This window comes from Sporosarcina sp. P37 (assembly GCF_002109365.1).
Classification (GTDB): domain Bacteria; phylum Bacillota; class Bacilli; order Bacillales_A; family Planococcaceae; genus Sporosarcina.
In genome coordinates this window covers 1864374-1882500 of sequence record NZ_CP015349.1, presented here as the reverse complement: position 1 = coordinate 1882500, position 18127 = coordinate 1864374, and the positions used below count along the sequence as shown (strand labels likewise).

General features: G+C 46.1%; 16 protein-coding genes, 1 tRNA gene, 1 rRNA gene, 1 other RNA gene and 1 other annotated feature (1 of these 20 running past the window's edge). Of the genes, 5 read left to right on the top strand and 14 right to left on the bottom strand.

Translation table 11 applies throughout. From position 1 onward, the window contains the following. The 3 genes from dnaX to ffs all read right to left on the bottom strand — a co-directional run. A protein-coding gene (gene dnaX, locus SporoP37_RS09735; protein ID WP_269466702.1) for a DNA polymerase III subunit gamma/tau crosses the window boundary here: on the bottom strand, positions 1-1366 show its 5' portion. It extends 389 nt beyond the left edge of the window; the window shows 1366 of its 1755 coding nt (coding positions 1-1366); it begins with the start codon at positions 1364-1366; its stop codon lies off the left edge, out of view. Between the two features lie 79 nt (positions 1367-1445). Next, entirely contained in the window at positions 1446-1898 is a 453-nt protein-coding gene (locus SporoP37_RS09730; protein ID WP_196796918.1) for an S-ribosylhomocysteine lyase, read from the bottom strand. 125 nt (positions 1899-2023) lie between these two features. Next, positions 2024-2289: signal recognition particle sRNA large type (ffs, locus tag SporoP37_RS09725), an RNA gene on the bottom strand. 167 nt (positions 2290-2456) lie between these two features. Here ffs and SporoP37_RS09720 point away from each other — a divergent pair. Then, positions 2457-2681 (top strand): hypothetical protein, encoded by a 225-nt coding sequence (locus SporoP37_RS09720; protein WP_085430829.1) that lies wholly within the window; start codon positions 2457-2459, stop codon positions 2679-2681. Between the two features lie 41 nt (positions 2682-2722). Next, a tRNA-Ser gene (locus SporoP37_RS09715) sits at positions 2723-2815 on the top strand. 139 nt (positions 2816-2954) lie between these two features. Here the strand turns inward: SporoP37_RS09715 and thrB are convergent. Genes thrB through SporoP37_RS09700 form a run of 3 tightly spaced genes read right to left on the bottom strand, consistent with a single transcriptional unit; the run spans position 2955 to position 6199 of the window. Continuing rightward, positions 2955-3851 (bottom strand): homoserine kinase, encoded by an 897-nt coding sequence (gene thrB, locus SporoP37_RS09710; protein ID WP_081243476.1) that lies wholly within the window; start codon positions 3849-3851, stop codon positions 2955-2957. Then, positions 3851-4909 carry a threonine synthase gene (gene thrC / locus SporoP37_RS09705; RefSeq protein ID WP_081243475.1) on the bottom strand — a complete coding sequence of 353 codons (1059 nt, stop codon included), beginning with the start codon at positions 4907-4909 and terminating at the stop codon, positions 3851-3853. Before thrC ends, thrB begins: the two co-directional genes overlap by 1 nt. 6 nt (positions 4910-4915) lie before the next feature. Then, the gene (locus SporoP37_RS09700; RefSeq protein ID WP_081243474.1) at positions 4916-6199 is read right to left on the bottom strand and encodes a homoserine dehydrogenase; all 1284 of its coding nucleotides are present in this window, start codon (positions 6197-6199) and stop codon (positions 4916-4918) included. Between the two features lie 154 nt (positions 6200-6353). On the opposite strand from SporoP37_RS09700, the gene SporoP37_RS09695 reads away from it, so the two are divergent. Continuing rightward, positions 6354-7718 carry an aspartate kinase gene (locus tag SporoP37_RS09695; RefSeq protein ID WP_085430828.1) on the top strand — a complete coding sequence of 455 codons (1365 nt, stop codon included), beginning with the start codon at positions 6354-6356 and terminating at the stop codon, positions 7716-7718. Between the two features lie 23 nt (positions 7719-7741). Here SporoP37_RS09695 and SporoP37_RS09690 read toward each other — a convergent pair whose 3' ends face one another. Continuing rightward, complete coding sequence (locus SporoP37_RS09690) at positions 7742-8392, bottom strand: deoxynucleoside kinase (protein ID WP_085430827.1); 651 nt, start codon at positions 8390-8392, stop codon at positions 7742-7744. Continuing rightward, the gene (locus SporoP37_RS09685) at positions 8379-9026 is read right to left on the bottom strand and encodes a deoxynucleoside kinase (protein ID WP_085430826.1); all 648 of its coding nucleotides are present in this window, start codon (positions 9024-9026) and stop codon (positions 8379-8381) included. The genes SporoP37_RS09690 and SporoP37_RS09685 overlap by 14 nt, the downstream gene beginning before the upstream one ends. A gap of 174 nt (positions 9027-9200) precedes the next feature. On the opposite strand from SporoP37_RS09685, the gene tadA reads away from it, so the two are divergent. Continuing rightward, the gene (gene tadA, locus SporoP37_RS09680) at positions 9201-9701 is read left to right on the top strand and encodes a tRNA adenosine(34) deaminase TadA (protein ID WP_085430825.1); all 501 of its coding nucleotides are present in this window, start codon (positions 9201-9203) and stop codon (positions 9699-9701) included. Positions 9702-9726: 25 nt separating this feature from the next. Here the strand turns inward: tadA and serS are convergent, their stop codons facing one another. Both serS and pdxS read right to left on the bottom strand, forming a co-directional pair. After that, positions 9727-11010 carry a serine--tRNA ligase gene (gene serS, locus SporoP37_RS09675; protein WP_081243469.1) on the bottom strand — a complete coding sequence of 428 codons (1284 nt, stop codon included), beginning with the start codon at positions 11008-11010 and terminating at the stop codon, positions 9727-9729. 68 nt (positions 11011-11078) lie between these two features. Continuing rightward, positions 11079-11286, bottom strand: a binding site (T-box leader). 252 nt (positions 11287-11538) lie between these two features. Further along, entirely contained in the window at positions 11539-12384 is an 846-nt protein-coding gene (gene pdxS / locus SporoP37_RS09670) for a pyridoxal 5'-phosphate synthase lyase subunit PdxS (protein WP_081243468.1), read from the bottom strand. Between the two features lie 100 nt (positions 12385-12484). Here pdxS and pdxR point away from each other — a divergent pair, with 100 nt between their 5' ends. Continuing rightward, a complete protein-coding gene (gene pdxR / locus SporoP37_RS09665; RefSeq protein WP_085430824.1) occupies positions 12485-13900 on the top strand; it encodes a MocR-like pyridoxine biosynthesis transcription factor PdxR in 1416 nt (471 codons plus the stop codon). A gap of 16 nt (positions 13901-13916) precedes the next feature. Here the strand turns inward: pdxR and SporoP37_RS09660 are convergent, their stop codons facing one another. The 4 genes from SporoP37_RS09660 to rrf form a co-directional block, all read right to left on the bottom strand. Further along, positions 13917-15275, bottom strand: coding sequence for a D-alanyl-D-alanine carboxypeptidase family protein (locus SporoP37_RS09660; protein WP_085430823.1), 1359 nt, complete (start codon positions 15273-15275; stop codon positions 13917-13919). A gap of 167 nt (positions 15276-15442) precedes the next feature. After that, positions 15443-16909 carry an IMP dehydrogenase gene (gene guaB, locus SporoP37_RS09655; protein ID WP_081243465.1) on the bottom strand — a complete coding sequence of 489 codons (1467 nt, stop codon included), beginning with the start codon at positions 16907-16909 and terminating at the stop codon, positions 15443-15445. 105 nt (positions 16910-17014) lie between these two features. Continuing rightward, entirely contained in the window at positions 17015-17497 is a 483-nt protein-coding gene (locus tag SporoP37_RS09650) for a glutathione peroxidase (protein ID WP_081243464.1), read from the bottom strand. Between the two features lie 497 nt (positions 17498-17994). Next, positions 17995-18110, bottom strand: a 5S ribosomal RNA gene (gene rrf, locus SporoP37_RS09645). Positions 18111-18127 lie beyond the last annotated feature (17 nt).

The window sequence follows — 18127 nt, the reverse complement described above, 5'->3', positions numbered from 1 at the left end:
GCAAGCTTTGCATCATTCCTGCCCACTGCTCACGGATTACTTGAATATCGGACTTCGTCGCCGCCTTCAGTACCTCCACAATTTTGCCTGTAGGCACTTTCGCTGACCTGGAAGCGGATGACGCTGCTCTTCGTGCAGGTGTTTGGGCTTCCGCCGCGGTTTGCTGTACGGCTCCTGATGCAAGCTGCTGCTGAAGCTGTCTGACCGTCTGTTCCAGCACCGTCAGTTTCTGCGCCATTTCCGGGTCAGCCGCAGCGGCGGATACCGGCCGCTGTTCTTCTGAATGAATCATTTTTAATAAAGCCGATTCGATATATACTTTCCCGTGATTGGAGAAACGCATTTCTTGCTGTGTTTTAGAAAGTATATCGATGTTCCTGTACAGTTCATCCGGATGGAACTCCTGAGCGAGCTCTTTAAACTTCTCCCCGTCAGAAATCAATTCCAGCAGGTCTGTCAGTTCTGGGGCCGTTCCCAAAAGCAGCAGGTCGCGGAAAAATGTTATCATATCTTCCGCCAGTCTTCCGATATCTTTTCCCTCTGCAATTAATTGATGCAGTAAAGATAATGCTGACCCGGCGTCTTTCGACTGGATCGCTTGTGCCAGCTGATAAAAGATTTCTTCACCGATTGCTCCGGTCACCATCAGTGCATCATCTGTCGTCAGTTCATCTCCGCTAAACGAGACTGCCTGGTCAAGCATGCTGAGTGCATCCCGCATTCCGCCGGTTGCAGCCTGCGCAATTGCACGCAATGCACCGGCCTCTGCTTTGACTTCAATATCAGCAAGCACCTTTTCCATACGCGTAATGATTTCAGAAGCCGTAATCGGTTTGAAATCAAATCGCTGGCACCTGGAAATAATAGTAAGAGGCAGTTTATGCGGTTCCGTCGTTGCCAGGATGAATACAACATGCGCAGGCGGTTCTTCCAGTGTTTTCAGCAATGCGTTAAATGCCGAATTGGAAAGCATATGCACTTCATCAATGATATAAACTTTGAAACGCGCATTGGAAGGAGCCACATGAACACGCTCGATAATGTCTCTGATCTCTTCCACACGCGAGTTGGAAGCCGCGTCAAACTCTGTCACATCCGTATTGGAGCCTTCGGTGATACTTTTACACGTTTCACATTCATTACAAGGCTCCGCGGCGGGACCATTTTCACAGTTCAGTGCTTTTGCAAAAATTTTCGCCGCACTTGTCTTTCCCGTTCCTCGGGGTCCTGAGAACAGATAGGCATGCGTCGTCTTCTGATGGAGAAGGGTATTTTGCAGGGTTTGCTTAATCGCCTGCTGACCAGACATTTCACCGAAAGCCTGCGGTCTGTAAGCGCGGTATAGTGCTTGATAAATCAACTGCATTTCCCCCTTTTCTCCAGTTGCATAATACTTCTATTATATCATGAAACCTGATTTTTTTACTGTTAATCGCTTGGATATCTTATGCAAATACTTCTGTCCACTCGTCCTTCTTATCCAGCATCGTGCGCGCAATTTCTTTTGCGCCTTCGAGACTGTGACTCGCTGCCCAGCCGCATTGCACTTCGTTGCACGCCGGCACTTCTGTCGCTTCCAAGACGTCATTTAATGTTTTCTCTACTATAGAAAGGATATCATCATAGTCTTCATGGTTGATGACAGCCAAATAATAACCCGTCTGGCAACCCATTGGGCTGATATCGACGATTTGATCTGAATGGTTCCGGCTGAATTCCGCCATCATATGCTCCAGCGAATGAAGTGCCGGCATATCCATATGATCTTTATTAGGCTGACAGAAACGAATATCATACTTGGAAATCTTATCGCCATTTCGTCCTTCTGAAGTTCCCGCTAATCGAATATAAGGTGCTTTCACTTTCGTGTGATCCAAATTAAAACTTTCTACGTTCATCTTTTTCTCGGACACTGTAAATCGCTCCCTCTCAATATATACGTGCTACTCCGAAGTATACACTATTTCCGGGACAGAAAAAACTCGCCCATCGTAAAATGGGCGAGTGAATGGTTAAATTAATGCCGTGCACCTTCCTTCGACTGCCGCACATAAGCGTTACTCTTGTCGTTGGCTCGGCCTAGGCTGCCCCGCGGCACATGAGAGAGTCCACTTAATGCTGCTTCCTTCCGGACCTGACATGGTTCATGGGTTCCCATTGCGCAGGACCCAGGCGTCAACACTACGTGCAAAAGGCAGACCCTACATGCGGACAGCCTCGAGAAGGAGTTCAGTCTTGCTAGAGCGGATTGCAAGTTACAGGGCACCGCTAATTCCCCACCTAGCACGGCATTTTCTATTATACCCATAGTTAATAATGAATGCAACGGTAAACCCCGCATCTTTTTGGAATGACTTCTGTAATTACTTTTATTTGCAGCAAAATACATTGAATATCATTTGGCTGGGAAACCCGTCTTATGCTATGCTAATTGAAAATTCAGCGAGGTGAACAGTATGAATGACTCCAAACGATTTGAACTGCGTTTCCGTAATCCTGAAGTGCGAATCTATGCAGCTGTCGTGTTGCCTGCTGTTATACTCGGTCTGCTCGTCATTCTTTTCTCCGGTTCTGAATTTAACTATCTGTTTGCCGCTCTGCTGCAGTCCGCCGCGCTTGCCGGTTTTTATAACTGGCGCTTTATTTTTCGCAGAAAAGAAAAGTTTAAAGAAAGTGGTTGACACTTTATAAAACACGTGGTAAAGTATTACTTGTCCAATACGGAGGAATACCCAAGCCCGGCTGAAGGGATCGGTCTTGAAAACCGACAGGGGTGTTAAAGCCCGCGGGGGTTCGAATCCCTCTTCCTCCGCCATATTTTAGACATTACACGTTACTTGATGTAACGTTTTTTTATTGCATAAAATTGAGGCAAACGTGTCCGTTATTCCACGGCGAAATTTCTTTGCCTATCTAAAAACAGCGTCAGGGCCGGTTTGGTCCTGACGCTGTTTTTATTTTGTTATGAACGCTCCAGTTTCTGCCGGCTGCAGAGCCAGCGCCTGGTAATGCGGGAAGCGCTGATTTAGTGATGCTGCCACTTGCTGTTCTGTTTCAGGCGGTACAGCAATGAATAATGACGGTCCCGCTCCACTGATTGTCATGCCATACGCACCCGCCTCTTTGCAGGCAATGCGGATTTCATCGAAATTAGGAAACCCGACCTTTCTGTACGGTTCGTGATACAAATCACGTTCCATCATTCGCCCGGCGGTCACCCAGTCAGCTTGCGCAATTGCGGCAGTCATGACACTTCCTGCCGCACTTCCGCGCACTGCATCTTTATGTGCCAGCTGTTCAGGAAGCAAGCCGCGTGAAGCTTCTGTTTTTAAAGCTACTGGCGGAACCAGAATAACGATGCCGATTGGAGGTGCAGGGAAAGTCAATACTTCCATTTCATCTTCGGTAAAGTATGAAACTGTCATACCGCCAATCAATGCCGCCGTTACATTATCCGCATGTCCTTCAAGCTCACTGCCGATCCGCAGTTTATCTTTCGGGGACAATTGCAGTCCTGTCAGCTCACTTGCAATTTCTATACCCGCTGCAATAGCTGTGGCGCTGCTGCCCAGACCTTTTCCTAGCGGTATATCCGAACGCACTGCCAGCTTTTGCGGTGAAACCTGTTGATCATACCGCGCCGCCACCTGCTGGATGGTCTGTACAATTAAGTTTGTTTCATCCGTTGGAAGTGCAGCATATTCCTTATCTTGATATAAAACATACCATTGATCAGCCGGTGCAACTTCTATCGACATAGTTAGTGAAAGGGCAAGACCTAAATGATCAAAGCCCGGTCCGAGGTTTGCCGTTGTGGCAGGCACGGTCACTGTAAAACCGGCTTCTAACATTAGTCGTTCCCCTCTTTCAATTCATTCAGGAAGTTATTGAACTGTTCATTTGTCATCAATGGTTTATGTGAATTGACGTTGATTGCTGTTTCCGGATCTTTTAGCCCATTACCAGTCAGGATACCGACAATTGTCGTTCCTTTTTCAATCAATCCTGCGTCGAGACGCTTTTTGATTCCTGCAATTGTTGCGCAAGACGCAGGTTCAGCGAAGATTCCGTCTGTTGCGGCAAGCAATTGATACGCTTCCAGAATTTCTTCGTCCGTTGCGGACAGGATATCTCCGCCTGATTCTTCAAGCGCCTGAGTTGCTAAATGCCAGCTCGCCGGATTTCCGATACGAATGGCCGTTGCAACAGTTTCAGGCTCATCAAACACACGATCATAAACGATCGGTGCTGCACCGTCTGCCTGCACACCGAGTAATTTCGGCGTAGCTGTTCCTTTTTTCTCTGCATACTCTTTGAAGCCTTTCCATGCCGCAGAAATATTCCCTGCATTACCGACCGGCAAAGCAAAGATATCCGGTACGCTGCCAAGCTGTTCGATTGCCTCAAACGCTACCGTCTTTTGTCCTTCCAGACGATATGGATTGACGGAATTCACCAGTGCAATTTTCCCTTCCCCGACTTCACGCACCATGCGAAGCGCTTCGTCAAAGTTGCCTTCAATTGCTACAATCTCCGCACCGTACATTTTGGCCTGTGCCAGTTTACCAAGTGCAATACGGCCTTCCGGGATTACAACAATCGTACGCATGCCTGCACGCGCCCCGTAAGCTGCAGCTGCAGCAGACGTGTTGCCTGTTGATGCACAAATCAGCGCTGTCTTTCCTTCTTCCTTCGCCTTTGCAACTGCCATTACCATACCGCGGTCTTTAAATGAGCCCGTTGGATTCGTTCCTTCTGTTTTCACATATAGGTTGATTCCCCACTGTTTCGATAAATTCTCTAAGTGGATCAGCGGCGTATTACCTTCCTGCAATGTTAACGCGGGTGTATTTTCTGTCACCGGCAACCACTCTTTATACTCTTCGATCAATCCATTCCATCTTCTCATAATTCCTTATTCTCCTTCCACCCGGTAATGACTTGTAATGTCAATGACCGCTGGTGTATCTTTTAAGTCTTTTAAAATGTCTAAATGCTGCTGACGTGAAATTTTATGTGTAATGAAAATTAAGTCTGCACCTTCTTCATGCCGGTCAGAGTCTTGCACGACTGTCGCAAGACTTGCTTTATGATGACTGTAGATAGAAGTCAGTTCCGTCAGTACACCCACTTCATCGCGGACTGTAATGCGGTGGAAATAGCGCGCATACTTCTGTTCGTCTGTTTTTACTTTGCGCTCGAATTGCGGTGCGTGCAATCTCTTGCCCTTGACGCCAAGCAAGATATTCCGGCAAGCCGCGACCACGTCGCCTGTTACAGAAGTGGCTGTCGGAAGTGAACCTGCACCCGGTCCGTAGAACATCGTCTCACCTACTGCATCACTGTATACGTATACTGCGTTGAACTCATTATTGACTGTTGCAAGCGGATGCGAGTTCGGAACAAATACCGGTTCTACCGCCACCTCAATACCTTCTTCGTCTTTCTTCGCAGAACCTGTCATTTTAATTGTATAGCCAAACTGCTCAGCAAGCTGCAGATCACCGTCTGCAATTTCTTTCATGCCGCGGACAAACACATCATCAAGATCCACTTCTGTAGAGAATGACAGAGAAGCCAGAATTACCATCTTGCGCGCTGCATCAAGGCCGTCTACGTCTGCTGACGGGTCTGCCTCTGCAAATCCGAGCTCTGTTGCTTCTGCCAACGCGTCTTCATAGGTCTTATTTTCATGCTTCATCTTTGTTAGAATGAAGTTAGTTGTCCCATTAACGATTCCTGTCAGCGCAGTAATCCGGTCAGCTGCTAATCCATCTTCCAGTGTACGGATCAGCGGGATACCCCCGCCTACACTCGCTTCATATAATAGATCACATTTGTTTTCATCCGCTAACTTCAATAATTCAGGTCCCGATTCTGCCATTACATCTTTATTTGCTGTAACCACACCCTTGCCTGCTTCCAATGACCGGCGAATTGCTTCGGATGAACCGCCTGTTACTTCTATAATCAGATCAATTTCAGGGTCATTCAGCACTTCATCGAGTGATGTAGTGAACTTTTCTTTAGGTATCACGCCATTACGTTTTTTATCAAGATTTTTAACGACTACTTTCTTGATCGACACAGGAACACCCAGCTTGTGCTGCAAGTCTTCCTGGTGGTTGTGCAAAATTGTTGCCACACCGCTCCCTACAACTCCATAGCCCAGCAAACCAATACTAATTTCATTTTTCATTTGACGATTCTCCTAACTATATGTACACTATGAAAAAACAATCGTTCTTTGTATAAGGACAATTATAGAGAATTCTGCCTTTAATAACAACCCGTTTTCACGAATCTTCTAAATTTAGATAGATAATCTCAAAACAGATAGGATATGGTACTTTATGAAAGTTTGTAAATTTGGCGGTACGTCCGTCGCATCAGCCGAACAAATTCGGAAAGTGGTCGACATTGTCATGTCCGATCCATCGAGAAAAATCGTTGTTGTCTCTGCGCCAGGTAAACGTTCTTCTTCTGACATTAAGGTGACGGATCTGCTGATTAACTTGGCAGACACTTCACTTGCCGGTCAAGATACAACAGAAGCTTTGAACAAAGTTGTCGGCCGTTATAAAGAGATTGCCGAAGGACTAGGCCTGGATGAAGAAATTGCTCAGGTCATCGAACAGGATGTAATCAGACGTCTTAACAAAGATCAATCAGATGAAGTTCTATACGTAGACAGTTTAAAAGCTGCCGGTGAAGATAATAATGCAAAATTGATTGCGGCTTACTTTCAGCATATTGGTGTGGAAGCAGAGTACGTGAACCCGAGAGACGGCGGGTTACTCGTTAATCAGCGTCCGGAACGTGTGCGTGCCCTTCCAGAAGGTAATGAAAAGCTTTGTAAACTGCGCGATAAAAAGGGCATTATTGTATTTCCGGGCTTCTTTGGCTACACGGAAGACGGAACATTGCGTACGTTTAACCGCGGGGGCTCCGATATCACAGGTGCTTTACTAGCTGCTGCAACGAATGCAGAACTTTACGAAAATTTCACCGACGTGGATTCCGTTTTTTCGGCAAATCCGTCTGTTATTGAAAACCCGCGTGCAATCGACGCTATGACATATCGGGAAATGCGGGAACTGGCGTATGCGGGCTTTTCCGTGTTCCACGAGGAAGCACTGGTGCCGGCATTCCGTCATAAGATCCCTGTTTGCATCAAAAATACGAATAATCCAAGTGCGCCAGGCACAATGATTGTACGGAACCGTGACCATAACTTGCAGCCTGTTGTAGGAATTGCAGCGGACAATGGTTTCTCCACACTTTTCGTTGATAAATATCTGATGAATCTTGAAATTGGTTTTGGCCGTCATTTACTGGAGATTCTCGAAGAAGAAGAAATCCCGTATGAGCATACGCCATCCGGTATCGATAATCTGTCAGTCATCATTCGTGATGAACATCTGACTCCTGAAAAAGAAGCACGGATCCTAAAGCGTATTGAACAGGAATTGCATCCCGATGATGTACATTTCCAACGTGATTATTCAATGGTTGTATTAGTCGGTGAAGGTATGCGTCATGCAAGAGGTCTTGCAGCACGTGCTGCATCCGCCATTGCCCGGACAGGTGCAAATATCGAAATGATTAATCAGGGATCTTCAGAAGTCAGTTTGGTATTTGGTATACAGGAAAAAGATGAAAACATTGTTCTTCGTGAACTATACCAAGAGTTTTTTACTGAAGTCCCTGCGCATTAACAGAGAAGCGACATCCTTTACGTTTAGGATGTCGTTTTCTTTATTGTCTTTGCAATTTTTTCAATAACCAATTCGATATCGTCTTCATTTGCTAATAAATCATAATCCGTAATATTCAGGCGAACAACCGGACATGCTGTGAATGAATCAATCCATTGCTCATACCGCCGATACATCTCTTCCCAGTAGCTGCGCGGTGTCTGCAGCTCCATATCCCTGCCGCGTTCTTCAATGCGGTCCAGAATCTTCTGCATCGGGCCTTCTAAATAAATCAGCGCATTCGGATGCGGAAAATACGGCGTCATAACCATCGCATCGTACAGGCTCATATACGTTTCAAAATCGACGGCTTCCATCGTCCCCTTATCTGCATGCATCTTGGCGAAGATCCCTACATCTTCGTAAATAGAACGGTCTTGTACAAATCCGCCGCCACTCTCGAAGATATGCTTTTGCTCTTTAAAACGTTCCGCTAAAAAGAAAATCTGCAGATGGAAGCTCCAGCGCTCAAAATCGTCATAAAATCTTTCCAAGTATGGATTCTCTGCAACATTTTCCAGCGACTCTTGAAAACCAAGCCGCTCAGCAATCGCATGAGCCATGGTTGACTTACCTGCCCCAACCATTCCTGCTACCGCAAATACACTATTTGACGGAATATCATATGACTTCATTTGAATTCAAACCTTTCTCAACTGCTTTGCCCACTTTATGCAATATCTCATCCATATCTTCTTTGTTTCGCACATAGTCCATCTCATCGCCATTTATATGAATGACAGGAATGTCAGGATATGTCCTTTCAAACTCCGGCAAATACGTACGGTAATCGTCCGCCAGCTGCTGTAAATAATCTCGGTCCATATCAGCTTCATATGATCTTCCCCGCTCATCAATTCGCTGCAGCAGCGTCGGCAAAGTCGCGGACAATGAAATAACGATGTTCGGCATCGGCAGATCTTTCGTCAATATATGATAAATTTCTTTATACTTCACGAAATCATTCGATTCCAGTGTACGCTGGGCAAACAGCATGTTTTTGAATACATGGTAATCCGCCACGACTGGAAATCCATTGGAAATATACTCTTTATTAATTTGTTTCAGTTGCTCATAGCGATTACAGAGAAAAAACATTTCCGTCTGGAAACTCCACTTTTCTTTATCTTGATAAAACTGATCCAGAAAAGGGTTCTCCCCACTGATTTCTTGCAGCTGATTAAATGAAAAGGCTTCAGCAATTGCTGCGGTCAATGTAGTCTTCCCTACACCAATGGGGCCTTCTACTGCAATAAATGGGACAAACATTCACCACTCACCCTTTCCTTTCGTTGCATGTCCTATTTTAGCATATTCGGCTGTGCAGAATGACATTAATATTAGACAGTTCCATAGTTTTCATTCATACGTTTCACGTGGAACATTTCAATGATTGATTTTGATAAACCTCATGATAAACTGATGTCAGGGAGTGAATAGCCGATGAAAGACGATGTGTATTATATGCGGTTGGCAATAGAAGAAGCTGAAAAAGCAGCTGCACTCGCCGAAGTGCCAATTGGTGCAGTTATTGTGCATAACGGAGAGGTCATTGCAGCCGCGCATAACTTGCGTGAAACCACACAAAATGCCGTCACGCATGCCGAGCTGTCTGCTATCCAGATTGCCTGTGAAAAGATAGGCAGCTGGCGTTTAGAAGACACTGTATTATACGTTACACTTGAACCTTGCCCTATGTGTGCAGGCGCCATTTTGCAGTCACGTATTCCCCGGGTGGTCTACGGCGCACGTGATCCAAAAGGCGGCTGTGTCCACACTTTCTACCAGCTCCTCAATGACCCCAGATTCAATCATGAATGTGAAGTCACTGAAGGCGTACTCGGAGAAGAGTGCGGACAACTTTTAACCCGCTTTTTCCGTTTGCTTCGAGATAAAAGAAAAGCAGAAAAAAAAGAAGCCAAGCGCCTCGAGTCAGACTCGTAAGGGCCGGCTTCTTTTCTTTTCATGTTTATTTTGGCGCCTCGATTTTCTCTTTTCCGCCCATGTAAGGACGAAGCACTTCAGGAATTACGACAGATCCGTCTTCCTGCTGATAATTTTCCAAGATTGCCGCCACTGTGCGTCCGACAGCCAAACCGCTGCCGTTCAATGTGTGAACATACTCGGGCTTTGCTCCAGGCTCGCGGCGGAAACGAATATGTGCGCGGCGTGCTTGGAAGTCTTCAAAATTAGAGCAAGATGAGATTTCACGATAGACATTTTGCGTAGGAATCCATACTTCCAGGTCATACTTCTTAGCAGCCGTGAATCCTAAATCTGCTGTACACATCTTAAGTGCACGGTACGGCAACTTTAATAACTGCAGCACGCGCTCTGCATGGCCCGTCAGTTTTTCTAACTCGTCATAAGAATCTTCCGGCTTCACGAAACGGACAAGTTCCACTTTATTGAACTGATGCTGGCGAATCAGGCCGCGTGTATCACGTCCTGCTGATCCTGCTTCAGAACGGAAATTTGTGCTGTATGCTGTGAAAGCAATCGGTAACTTTGCACCGTCCAAAATTTCATCACGATAGAAGTTCGTCACCGGCACTTCAGATGTCGGGATCAAAAAGTAGTCTTCTTCTTCAATCAAGAATGCATCTTCCTCAAACTTTGGCAGTTGCCCTGTTCCCGTCAGACTCGTACGGTTTACCAAATAAGGCGGCAGCATTTCCTCATAGCCGTGCTCTTCCTGATGAAGATCAAGCATGAAGTTGATTAGTGCACGTTCCAGTCGGGCACCCAGTCCGCGGTAAAATACAAAACGGCTGCCAGTTACTTTTGCTGCACGTTCAAAGTCGAGCAACTGCAGATCTGTTCCAATTTCCCAGTGCGGTTTTGGCTCGAAATCAAATTTCGGCAGCTCACCCCATGTGCGCACTTCCACATTATCATCTTCACTGTCCCCTACTGGCACACTGTCGTGCGGAATATTTGGGATGCGCATAAGAACATAATTCAATTCCTCTTCAACTTTCGCAAGCTCCTGGTCATATGCTTTGATTTCTTCACCGACTGTCTTCATTCGCGCGATGACTTCATCTGCATTTTCTTTGTTGCGCTTCATTTGCGCAACTTGCTGTGATACTTCGTTGCGCTCCGCTTTCAGCACTTCTACTTTTGATAATATTTCGCGGCGCTTCTCGTCCAGCCCGCCGAACTTCTCAAAGTCTGTCAGATCTTCCCCGCGCTTGCTGAGTTTTTCTTTTACCTCTTCAAAATTCGCGCGCAATACTTTACTGTCCAGCATTCCATCCGCCTCCTTGTAATTACCTCACTGATAATAAAAAGCAATAAAAAAAGCCCTCCATCCCCTAAAATAGGGACGAGAACTACCCGCGTTGCCACCCAAATTGACTGATTGCCAGCCCACTTGTTTGAGATATCGGCTCAACTGACCGGCACAACCTACTGATTTCAGTTCTGCTACTCCAGGACGGATTCACAACGGTTTTTACCGGCTTACACCATCCGCCGGCTCTCTAAAAAAAACACTGTCGCTACTGCTTCCTATCATCGTGATGTATGTGAAATTAATTATACCATACTACAAATTCTGACTATTGACAAGGGACATGGTGCGTTTTTCTGCAGGATATACAAAGAAACACGAGGCAGCCGTAACGCGAAAAAAACCGCTGCAGCGCACACGGGCGGCACCTTTGACGGGCCGATGGGAACCAAGAGTTGATCCATCCCTGCGCTAACAGCGGGTCTGCAATATTATACGATTTCTATCCAATCCCCAGACAAATCCGGGTACTGGTTCCGCACTAATTCACGAGCTGCGGGTCGCCATTAATTCACTTTCTGAGAGCTTCGAGATTTCCAGACCTTTCATCGGTACACCAATGTTCTTTGAAAGTTCCGCAATCAGCTGATAATCCTGATAGTTAGCCGTTGCCTGTACAATTGCACGGGCAAATGCCTCAGGGTTATCTGATTTGAAAATTCCTGACCCGACGAATACTCCGTCCGCTCCAAGTTCCATCATTAATGCTGCATCTGCTGGCGTTGCGACGCCCCCGGCTGAGTAGTTTACGACCGGCAGACGGCCCGCTTCTTTAATAGCAAGCAATATTTCATACGGTGCACCCAGATCACGTGCTTCCGTCATCAATTCATCCGTGCTCATATGCACCACTTTACTCACCTGTGCATTGATCATGCGCAAGTGACGCACAGCTTCCACAATATTGCCCGTGCCCGGCTCCCCTTTCGTACGGAGCATTTTAGCTCCCTCACCCAAACGTCTTGCTGCTTCACCAAGGTTTCTCGCACCACAGACAAATGGCACTTTAAAGTCACTCTTCAGCAAATGGAACTCATCATCGGCAGGTGTCAGTACTTCACTTTCGTCAATATAATCAACACCCAGCGCTTCCAACACACGCGCTTCTGAAATATGTCCGATCCGAGCTTTCGCCATTACGGGGATGGATACTGCCTGTTGCACTTCTTCTACAATTCGCGGGTCTGCCATACGCGCTACACCGCCCGCTGCCCGTATATCCGAAGGCACCCGCTCCAAAGCCATGACTGCAATCGCTCCTGCCGCCTCCGCTACCTTTGCCTGTTCTGCATTGATTACATCCATAATAACGCCGCCATAATTGAAATTCATTTTTCTTCCCCCTTTTCTATATTTTCAGTATAATGGAATTTGACCATGTGAAAATAGCCAGTTTGATAATTATTGACGTGGTCAGATGGAGGGAAATACTTTGGATATGATTTTCATTGAGCTTCAAAAGCATTCAGATACACCGCTTTATCTGCAAATATATAATCAAATTAAACAGGATATAATCGACGGCAAATTTCCTGTCGGCATGAAACTTCCTTCCAAACGGCGGCTTGAAGAGTTTCTGAATGTCAGTCAGACGACGATTGAAATGGCTTATGACCAGCTGACCGCAGAAGGATTTATTGCGGCGGAACCGCGTAAAGGCTACTTTGTGCAGGCGATTGAAGAACTGGCTTATGTACAGCCCGTGAAGTCAGAGATGCCTGCTTCTGCGCCCACGGCAACACCTGTGCAATATGATTTCTCACCGGGTTCTATTGATACAGAGAACTTTCCTTTCACTGCCTGGAGGAAATATGCCCGTGATATCATGGATACTGCACACGCGCATCTTTTACTGCTCGGTGATCCGCATGGTGATATTGAGCTGCGCCAAGAAATTAGACGCTATCTGTATCATTCACGCGGAGTCGACTGCACGCCTGATCAAATCATTGTCGGGTCCGGCACAGAGCAGCTGCTGCCGTTAATTATCCGCATATTAGGAGAACAGGCATGCTATGCAATTGAAGACCCCGGCTACCTGATGACGAGGCATGTCTTTTCTGAGAACAGCCGGCAGATGATTCCTGTTGCTGTCGATGAGGACGGACTTGACGTAAAGGCTCTTCAGCGCTCGAATGCGACAATTGCCTATGTTACCCCTTCCCATCAGTTTCCGACCGGTACAGTGCTGACTGCTGCCCGCAGAACTGCCCTTTTGAACTGGGCAGCAACGAATCCAGAATTTTTTATAATTGAAGACGATTATGACAGCGAATTCCGTTACCGCGGCCGTCCCATCCCCTCCCTGCAAAGTATGGATAAAGGGGAAAACGTTATTTATCTCAGTACGTTTACGAAATCACTCATGCCTTCGATGCGGATTGCCTATATGGTTCTCCCGCCGCTGTTATTAGACGCCTATCGGCAAGCCTTTATCCCCTATTCTTCCTCCGTGCCGCGCATCGATCAGCATATTCTGGCACGCTTCATGGCAGATGGACAATTTTCCCGTCACTTAAATCGTATGCGGAAGATTTACCGGCGGAAAATGCATGTACTGACAACCTTGCTGAAGTCATATGAACCGGCTATTTCATTTTCCGGCGATGAAGCCGGCATGCATGTGCTGCTGCATGTGCATACGGAAGCCACGGAAAAGGAGCTGATTCGGGAAGCTCTGCAGTCAGGGATTAAAGTGCGCGGGCTCGAGACATACAGGGTAACGCCGGCACCCTCTTCGCCTTCGTTCCTGATCGGCTTTGGCGGACTATCTGAAGAAGAGATCAACATTGCAGTTCCAAAACTGCTTGAAGCGTGGAATATAAAAAAAGCAGCCGCACCTGACTAGTGCGCTGCTTTTTTATTTATTCAAACAGACCTTTTACGAAACCGGTCGAACTTTTCCATGCATTGGAGAAGAAATTGCCGATTGCGCCCAATGTTAATGAGAACCAGCCTGCCTTCTGCACATCCTCCGTCGCGACTACTTCTGCGCCGGCAGTTTTTCCGTCAATAAAGTCGTAATCTGAACCGTCTTTTTTCACCAATTTTACATGGCCAATAACTGTGCCTTTTTCAATAGGTGCTTGAATCTGACCGTTCTTTACTAGCTTATCATCGAGTACCAGTTCAGTTTTATAATCTTTTTCTTCATCATTGCGGACCAGCAGGCTGATCGGATTATTTGTGGCAATTGCCACCTTTTTCTCTTTTCCTTTGACGACATTCAGTGTTTTCTGCTTCTTGAACTGATGCCCTGCCGGCAATAATTCTGTTTCAGAGAATTTATCGAATCCATAATCAAATAATTTCCGTGTAGCATCAAAACGTGCTTCATAAGAGCCTACACCTTTTTCATCCACTGCATTCATTACGACGGCAATAACCCGTCTGCCATCACGCACTGCAGTTCCCGTGAAACAATGCCCTGCAAATTCCGTTGTTCCTGTCTTTAAACCATCGATGCCAGGATATTCATAAGCCAGATCAGGCAGCATGAAATTCCAGTTCATCATATCAATGGCGTCACTCGTTCCTTCACGGAAAGTCTTTTTGCTGATTTTTGTCGTATCCAGTACTTCAGGATATTCTTTCAATAAATGATATGCCAATTTGGCAACTGAGCGTGCAGGCATGACGTTTTCATCTTTCCCGCCTGTATTACTTGGATGCATGCCCTGTAAATCACTGTTATTCAGCCCCGTTGAATTAACGAATTTATAATCAGTCAATCCAAGTTCATCTGCTTTTTCATTCATCAAGCTGACAAACTCTTCTTCTGTTCCAGCAATGGACTCTGCAATCGCTATTGTTGCGGCATTCGCTGAGTAAATTGCTACTGCTTCATATAATTCACGAATGGTGTAGGAACCGTCACGGCGCAGCGGGACGTTACTTAAACGGCGGTCCTGGGACACTTTATACGTATAATCTGTCACGTGATACTTTTGATCCCAAGTAATTGTTCCATCTTCAATTGCTTCAAACATCAAGTACTCTGTCAGCATTTTCGTCATACTCGCAATGCCGAGCGGCTGATCCGCATTTTCCTCGTATAATACTTTCCCGCTATCCGCATCTATTAAAATTGCACCGTTTACACGGAGCTCCAATGAAGGTTCATCAGCCTCTTCCGCTGCGGCAGGCGACTGAACTCCAAACGTCATTAACAACATCATTGGCACCATCAGCGCTGCCAGCCATCTTCGTGTTACTTTTTTCACTCATCTTACCCCCGTAGTCACAATATCAAAAATTAGTGTACCATATTCAAACGCCGCCGGGTAAGCTTAGCGAAAAAAAACAGACATTCACCCGCAGTTATGGCATATTCCCCTGCTCCATCCCGACGGAAAAAGACAGCGGAAGCATTTCCGCTGTCTTTTATTTATTAGCGCACTGAATAGTTCGGTGCCTCTTTTGTTATTTGTACCTGATGCGGATGACTTTCCAGTAATCCTGCACCCGTCATGCGAATAAATTGTGCATTTTCACGGTGAGCTTCCAAATCTTTGGAACCGCAATAGCCCATTCCCGCGCGAATACCGCCTATTAGCTGATGAATAGTATCTGCCAGCGGCCCTTTGTACGGCATACGGCCTTCGATGCCCTCCGGTACAAGCTTCTTCTCATCCTCTTGGAAGTAACGGTCTTTTGACCCTTTTTCCATTGCAGCAACGGACCCCATACCGCGGTATACTTTAAAACGGCGGCCCTGGTAAATTTCAGACTCGCCCGGACTTTCCGTAGTACCTGCCAGTAAGCTTCCCAGCATAACTGCATGTCCGCCAGCAGCCAATGCTTTGACAATATCACCTGAGTACTTAATTCCGCCGTCGGCAATGATGGTCTTGCCGTATTTACGCGCAACTGTCGCACACTCGTAAATAGCCGTGATTTGCGGTACACCCACGCCCGCTACAACGCGTGTCGTACAAATGGAACCTGGTCCAATACCAACCTTCACCACGTCAGCACCTGCTTCATACAGTGCTTCTGCTGCTTCAGCTGTAGCTACGTTTCCTGCAACAATCGCAAGATGCGGGTACTTTGCCCGGATCTCTTTCACTGTGTCAATAACACCCTTAGAATGTCCGTGTGCGGTGTCGATTACTACAATGTCGACTTCAGCCTGTACTAGCTTCTCCAGGCGCGTAGACGTGTCTGCAGTGACTCCGACAGCTGCACCGACCAATAGGCGTCCTGCCTGATCTTTCGCTGCGTGCGGGAACTCAATTACTTTCTCAATATCCTTAATTGTAATCAAACCGTTTAGGATACCATTCTCATCCACAATCGGCAGTTTCTCGATTTTATATTGCTGCAGCATCTTCTCTGCATCTTCTAGTGTAGTCCCTACAGGAGCTGTCACTAAGTTCTCTTTTGTCATGACTTCATCAATGACGATGGAATAATCCTGAATGAATCGAAGATCGCGGTTTGTTAAAATACCAACCAGCTTTTTCTCTTCCATGTTATTAACGATTGGTACACCAGAAATGCGGTATTTACCCATTAAATGTTCGGCATCAAATACTTGATGCTCAGGCGTTAGGAAAAATGGATTTTTAATAACACCATTTTCAGAGCGCTTTACTGTAATAACTTGCTCAGCTTGCTCTTCAATACTCATGTTTTTATGGATAATTCCCACTCCGCCCTGACGAGCCATAGAGATTGCCATCTTTGATTCCGTCACTGTGTCCATCCCTGCACTGATAATAGGAATGTTCAACTTGATATCGTCCGTCAAATTCACAGACAGCGAAACAGCCTTCGGCAATACTTCAGATGCAGCCGGCACCAATAATACATCATCGAACGTCAGACCTTCACGAGAAAACTTTGATTCCCACATTAACTTTCTGCCTCCTAGAATTACTATTGTCAATTCAGATTATTAAAAGGTTATCAGCGACAATGATACGTGTCAAGCCGGATATCTGTAAACTAACTATTCGGATTATTCGTGAAGAAGTTTATCTATAGACTTTTGCATTTTTAAAGGGTTCGTCTGCGGTGCAAAGCGGTCCACTACTTGACCGTCAGAATCAATTAAAAACTTCGTAAAGTTCCATTTGATCCCTTCCGTCAATACTCCCTTTTGCTGTTCTGATAAATAGGTAAAAAGCGGTTCTGCACTCTCACCCTTGACATCAACCTTCGCAAACATAGGAAATGTAACACCGTAGTTTACCTGACAGAAGCTGACGGTCTCATCAATATCGTCAAATTCCTGGTTATTGAAGTTATCGGAAGGGAAGCCTAATATGACTAGACCCTGGTCTTTATATTCTTCATATAGTTCCTGTAACTCTTTAAATTGTTTCGTGAAACCGCATTTACTTGCAGTATTGACAATTACCATTGGATTACCTTCGTATTCTTTTAGAGATTTATTTTCTCCGCCTGCCGTTTGCACGGTAAAATCATAAACTGTGGTCATTCAGAATCGCCTCTTTTCTTTCTGTCTACTTTACTCGATTATTAGATAAAATCATAACAAATTGTTTGAATGGGCGGTTATTTGAATGAAGTAAATGACTCCATTGGCCTTGAAACATCTTTTGCTCGCTGGCACGCTGCTTGTACTCATTCCTCAATTTGTTCATTGGGAAAAGACTGTAGTGTGGGAGGGGATTTTTGAGCGGATGCCGCGTGAGTATGAGCGCTTGGACGGAGGCATAGAGCGGATGCCGAACGGGTATGAGCGCTTGGCCGGAGGCATAGAGCGGATACCGGGCGAGTATGAGCGCTTAGCCAGGGGCATAGAGCGGATGACGTGCGGGTATGAGCGCTTGGCCGAAGACATAGAGCGGAGGCCGCCCAAGTATGAGCGCTTGAACAGCCGGTATGATCAAACATCCAAAAGAATGAGCGGCCAACGGAAAAAAGTCTCTCTAAACACAAAAAAGCCACTCCCCAAAGGGAATGGCTTCGCTTGCCTAGCAACGTCCTACTCTCACAGGGGGAAACCCCCAACTACCATCGGCGCTGAAGAGCTTAACTTCCGTGTTCGGTATGGGAACGGGTGTGACCTCTTCGCCATCGTTACTAGACTTTTTGAGTAAAGCTT

Bases quoted from the DNA above. Each gene is read 5' to 3' on its own strand.
- SporoP37_RS09730 (WP_196796918.1), bottom strand. From the start codon at position 1,898: ATGAACGTAGAAAGTTTTAATTTGGATCACACGAAAGTGAAAGCACCT.
- SporoP37_RS09720 (WP_085430829.1), top strand. From the start codon at position 2,457: ATGAATGACTCCAAACGATTTGAACTGCGTTTCCGTAATCCTGAAGTG.
- thrB (WP_081243476.1), bottom strand. From the start codon at position 3,851: ATGTTAGAAGCCGGTTTTACAGTGACCGTGCCTGCCACAACGGCAAAC.
- thrC (WP_081243475.1), bottom strand. From the start codon at position 4,909: ATGAGAAGATGGAATGGATTGATCGAAGAGTATAAAGAGTGGTTGCCG.
- SporoP37_RS09700 (WP_081243474.1), bottom strand. From the start codon at position 6,199: ATGAAAAATGAAATTAGTATTGGTTTGCTGGGCTATGGAGTTGTAGGG.
- SporoP37_RS09695 (WP_085430828.1), top strand. From the start codon at position 6,354: ATGAAAGTTTGTAAATTTGGCGGTACGTCCGTCGCATCAGCCGAACAA.
- SporoP37_RS09690 (WP_085430827.1), bottom strand. From the start codon at position 8,392: ATGAAGTCATATGATATTCCGTCAAATAGTGTATTTGCGGTAGCAGGA.
- SporoP37_RS09685 (WP_085430826.1), bottom strand. From the start codon at position 9,026: ATGTTTGTCCCATTTATTGCAGTAGAAGGCCCCATTGGTGTAGGGAAG.
- tadA (WP_085430825.1), top strand. From the start codon at position 9,201: ATGAAAGACGATGTGTATTATATGCGGTTGGCAATAGAAGAAGCTGAA.
- serS (WP_081243469.1), bottom strand. From the start codon at position 11,010: ATGCTGGACAGTAAAGTATTGCGCGCGAATTTTGAAGAGGTAAAAGAA.
- pdxS (WP_081243468.1), bottom strand. From the start codon at position 12,384: ATGAATTTCAATTATGGCGGCGTTATTATGGATGTAATCAATGCAGAA.
- guaB (WP_081243465.1), bottom strand. From the start codon at position 16,909: ATGTGGGAATCAAAGTTTTCTCGTGAAGGTCTGACGTTCGATGATGTA.
- SporoP37_RS09650 (WP_081243464.1), bottom strand. From the start codon at position 17,497: ATGACCACAGTTTATGATTTTACCGTGCAAACGGCAGGCGGAGAAAAT.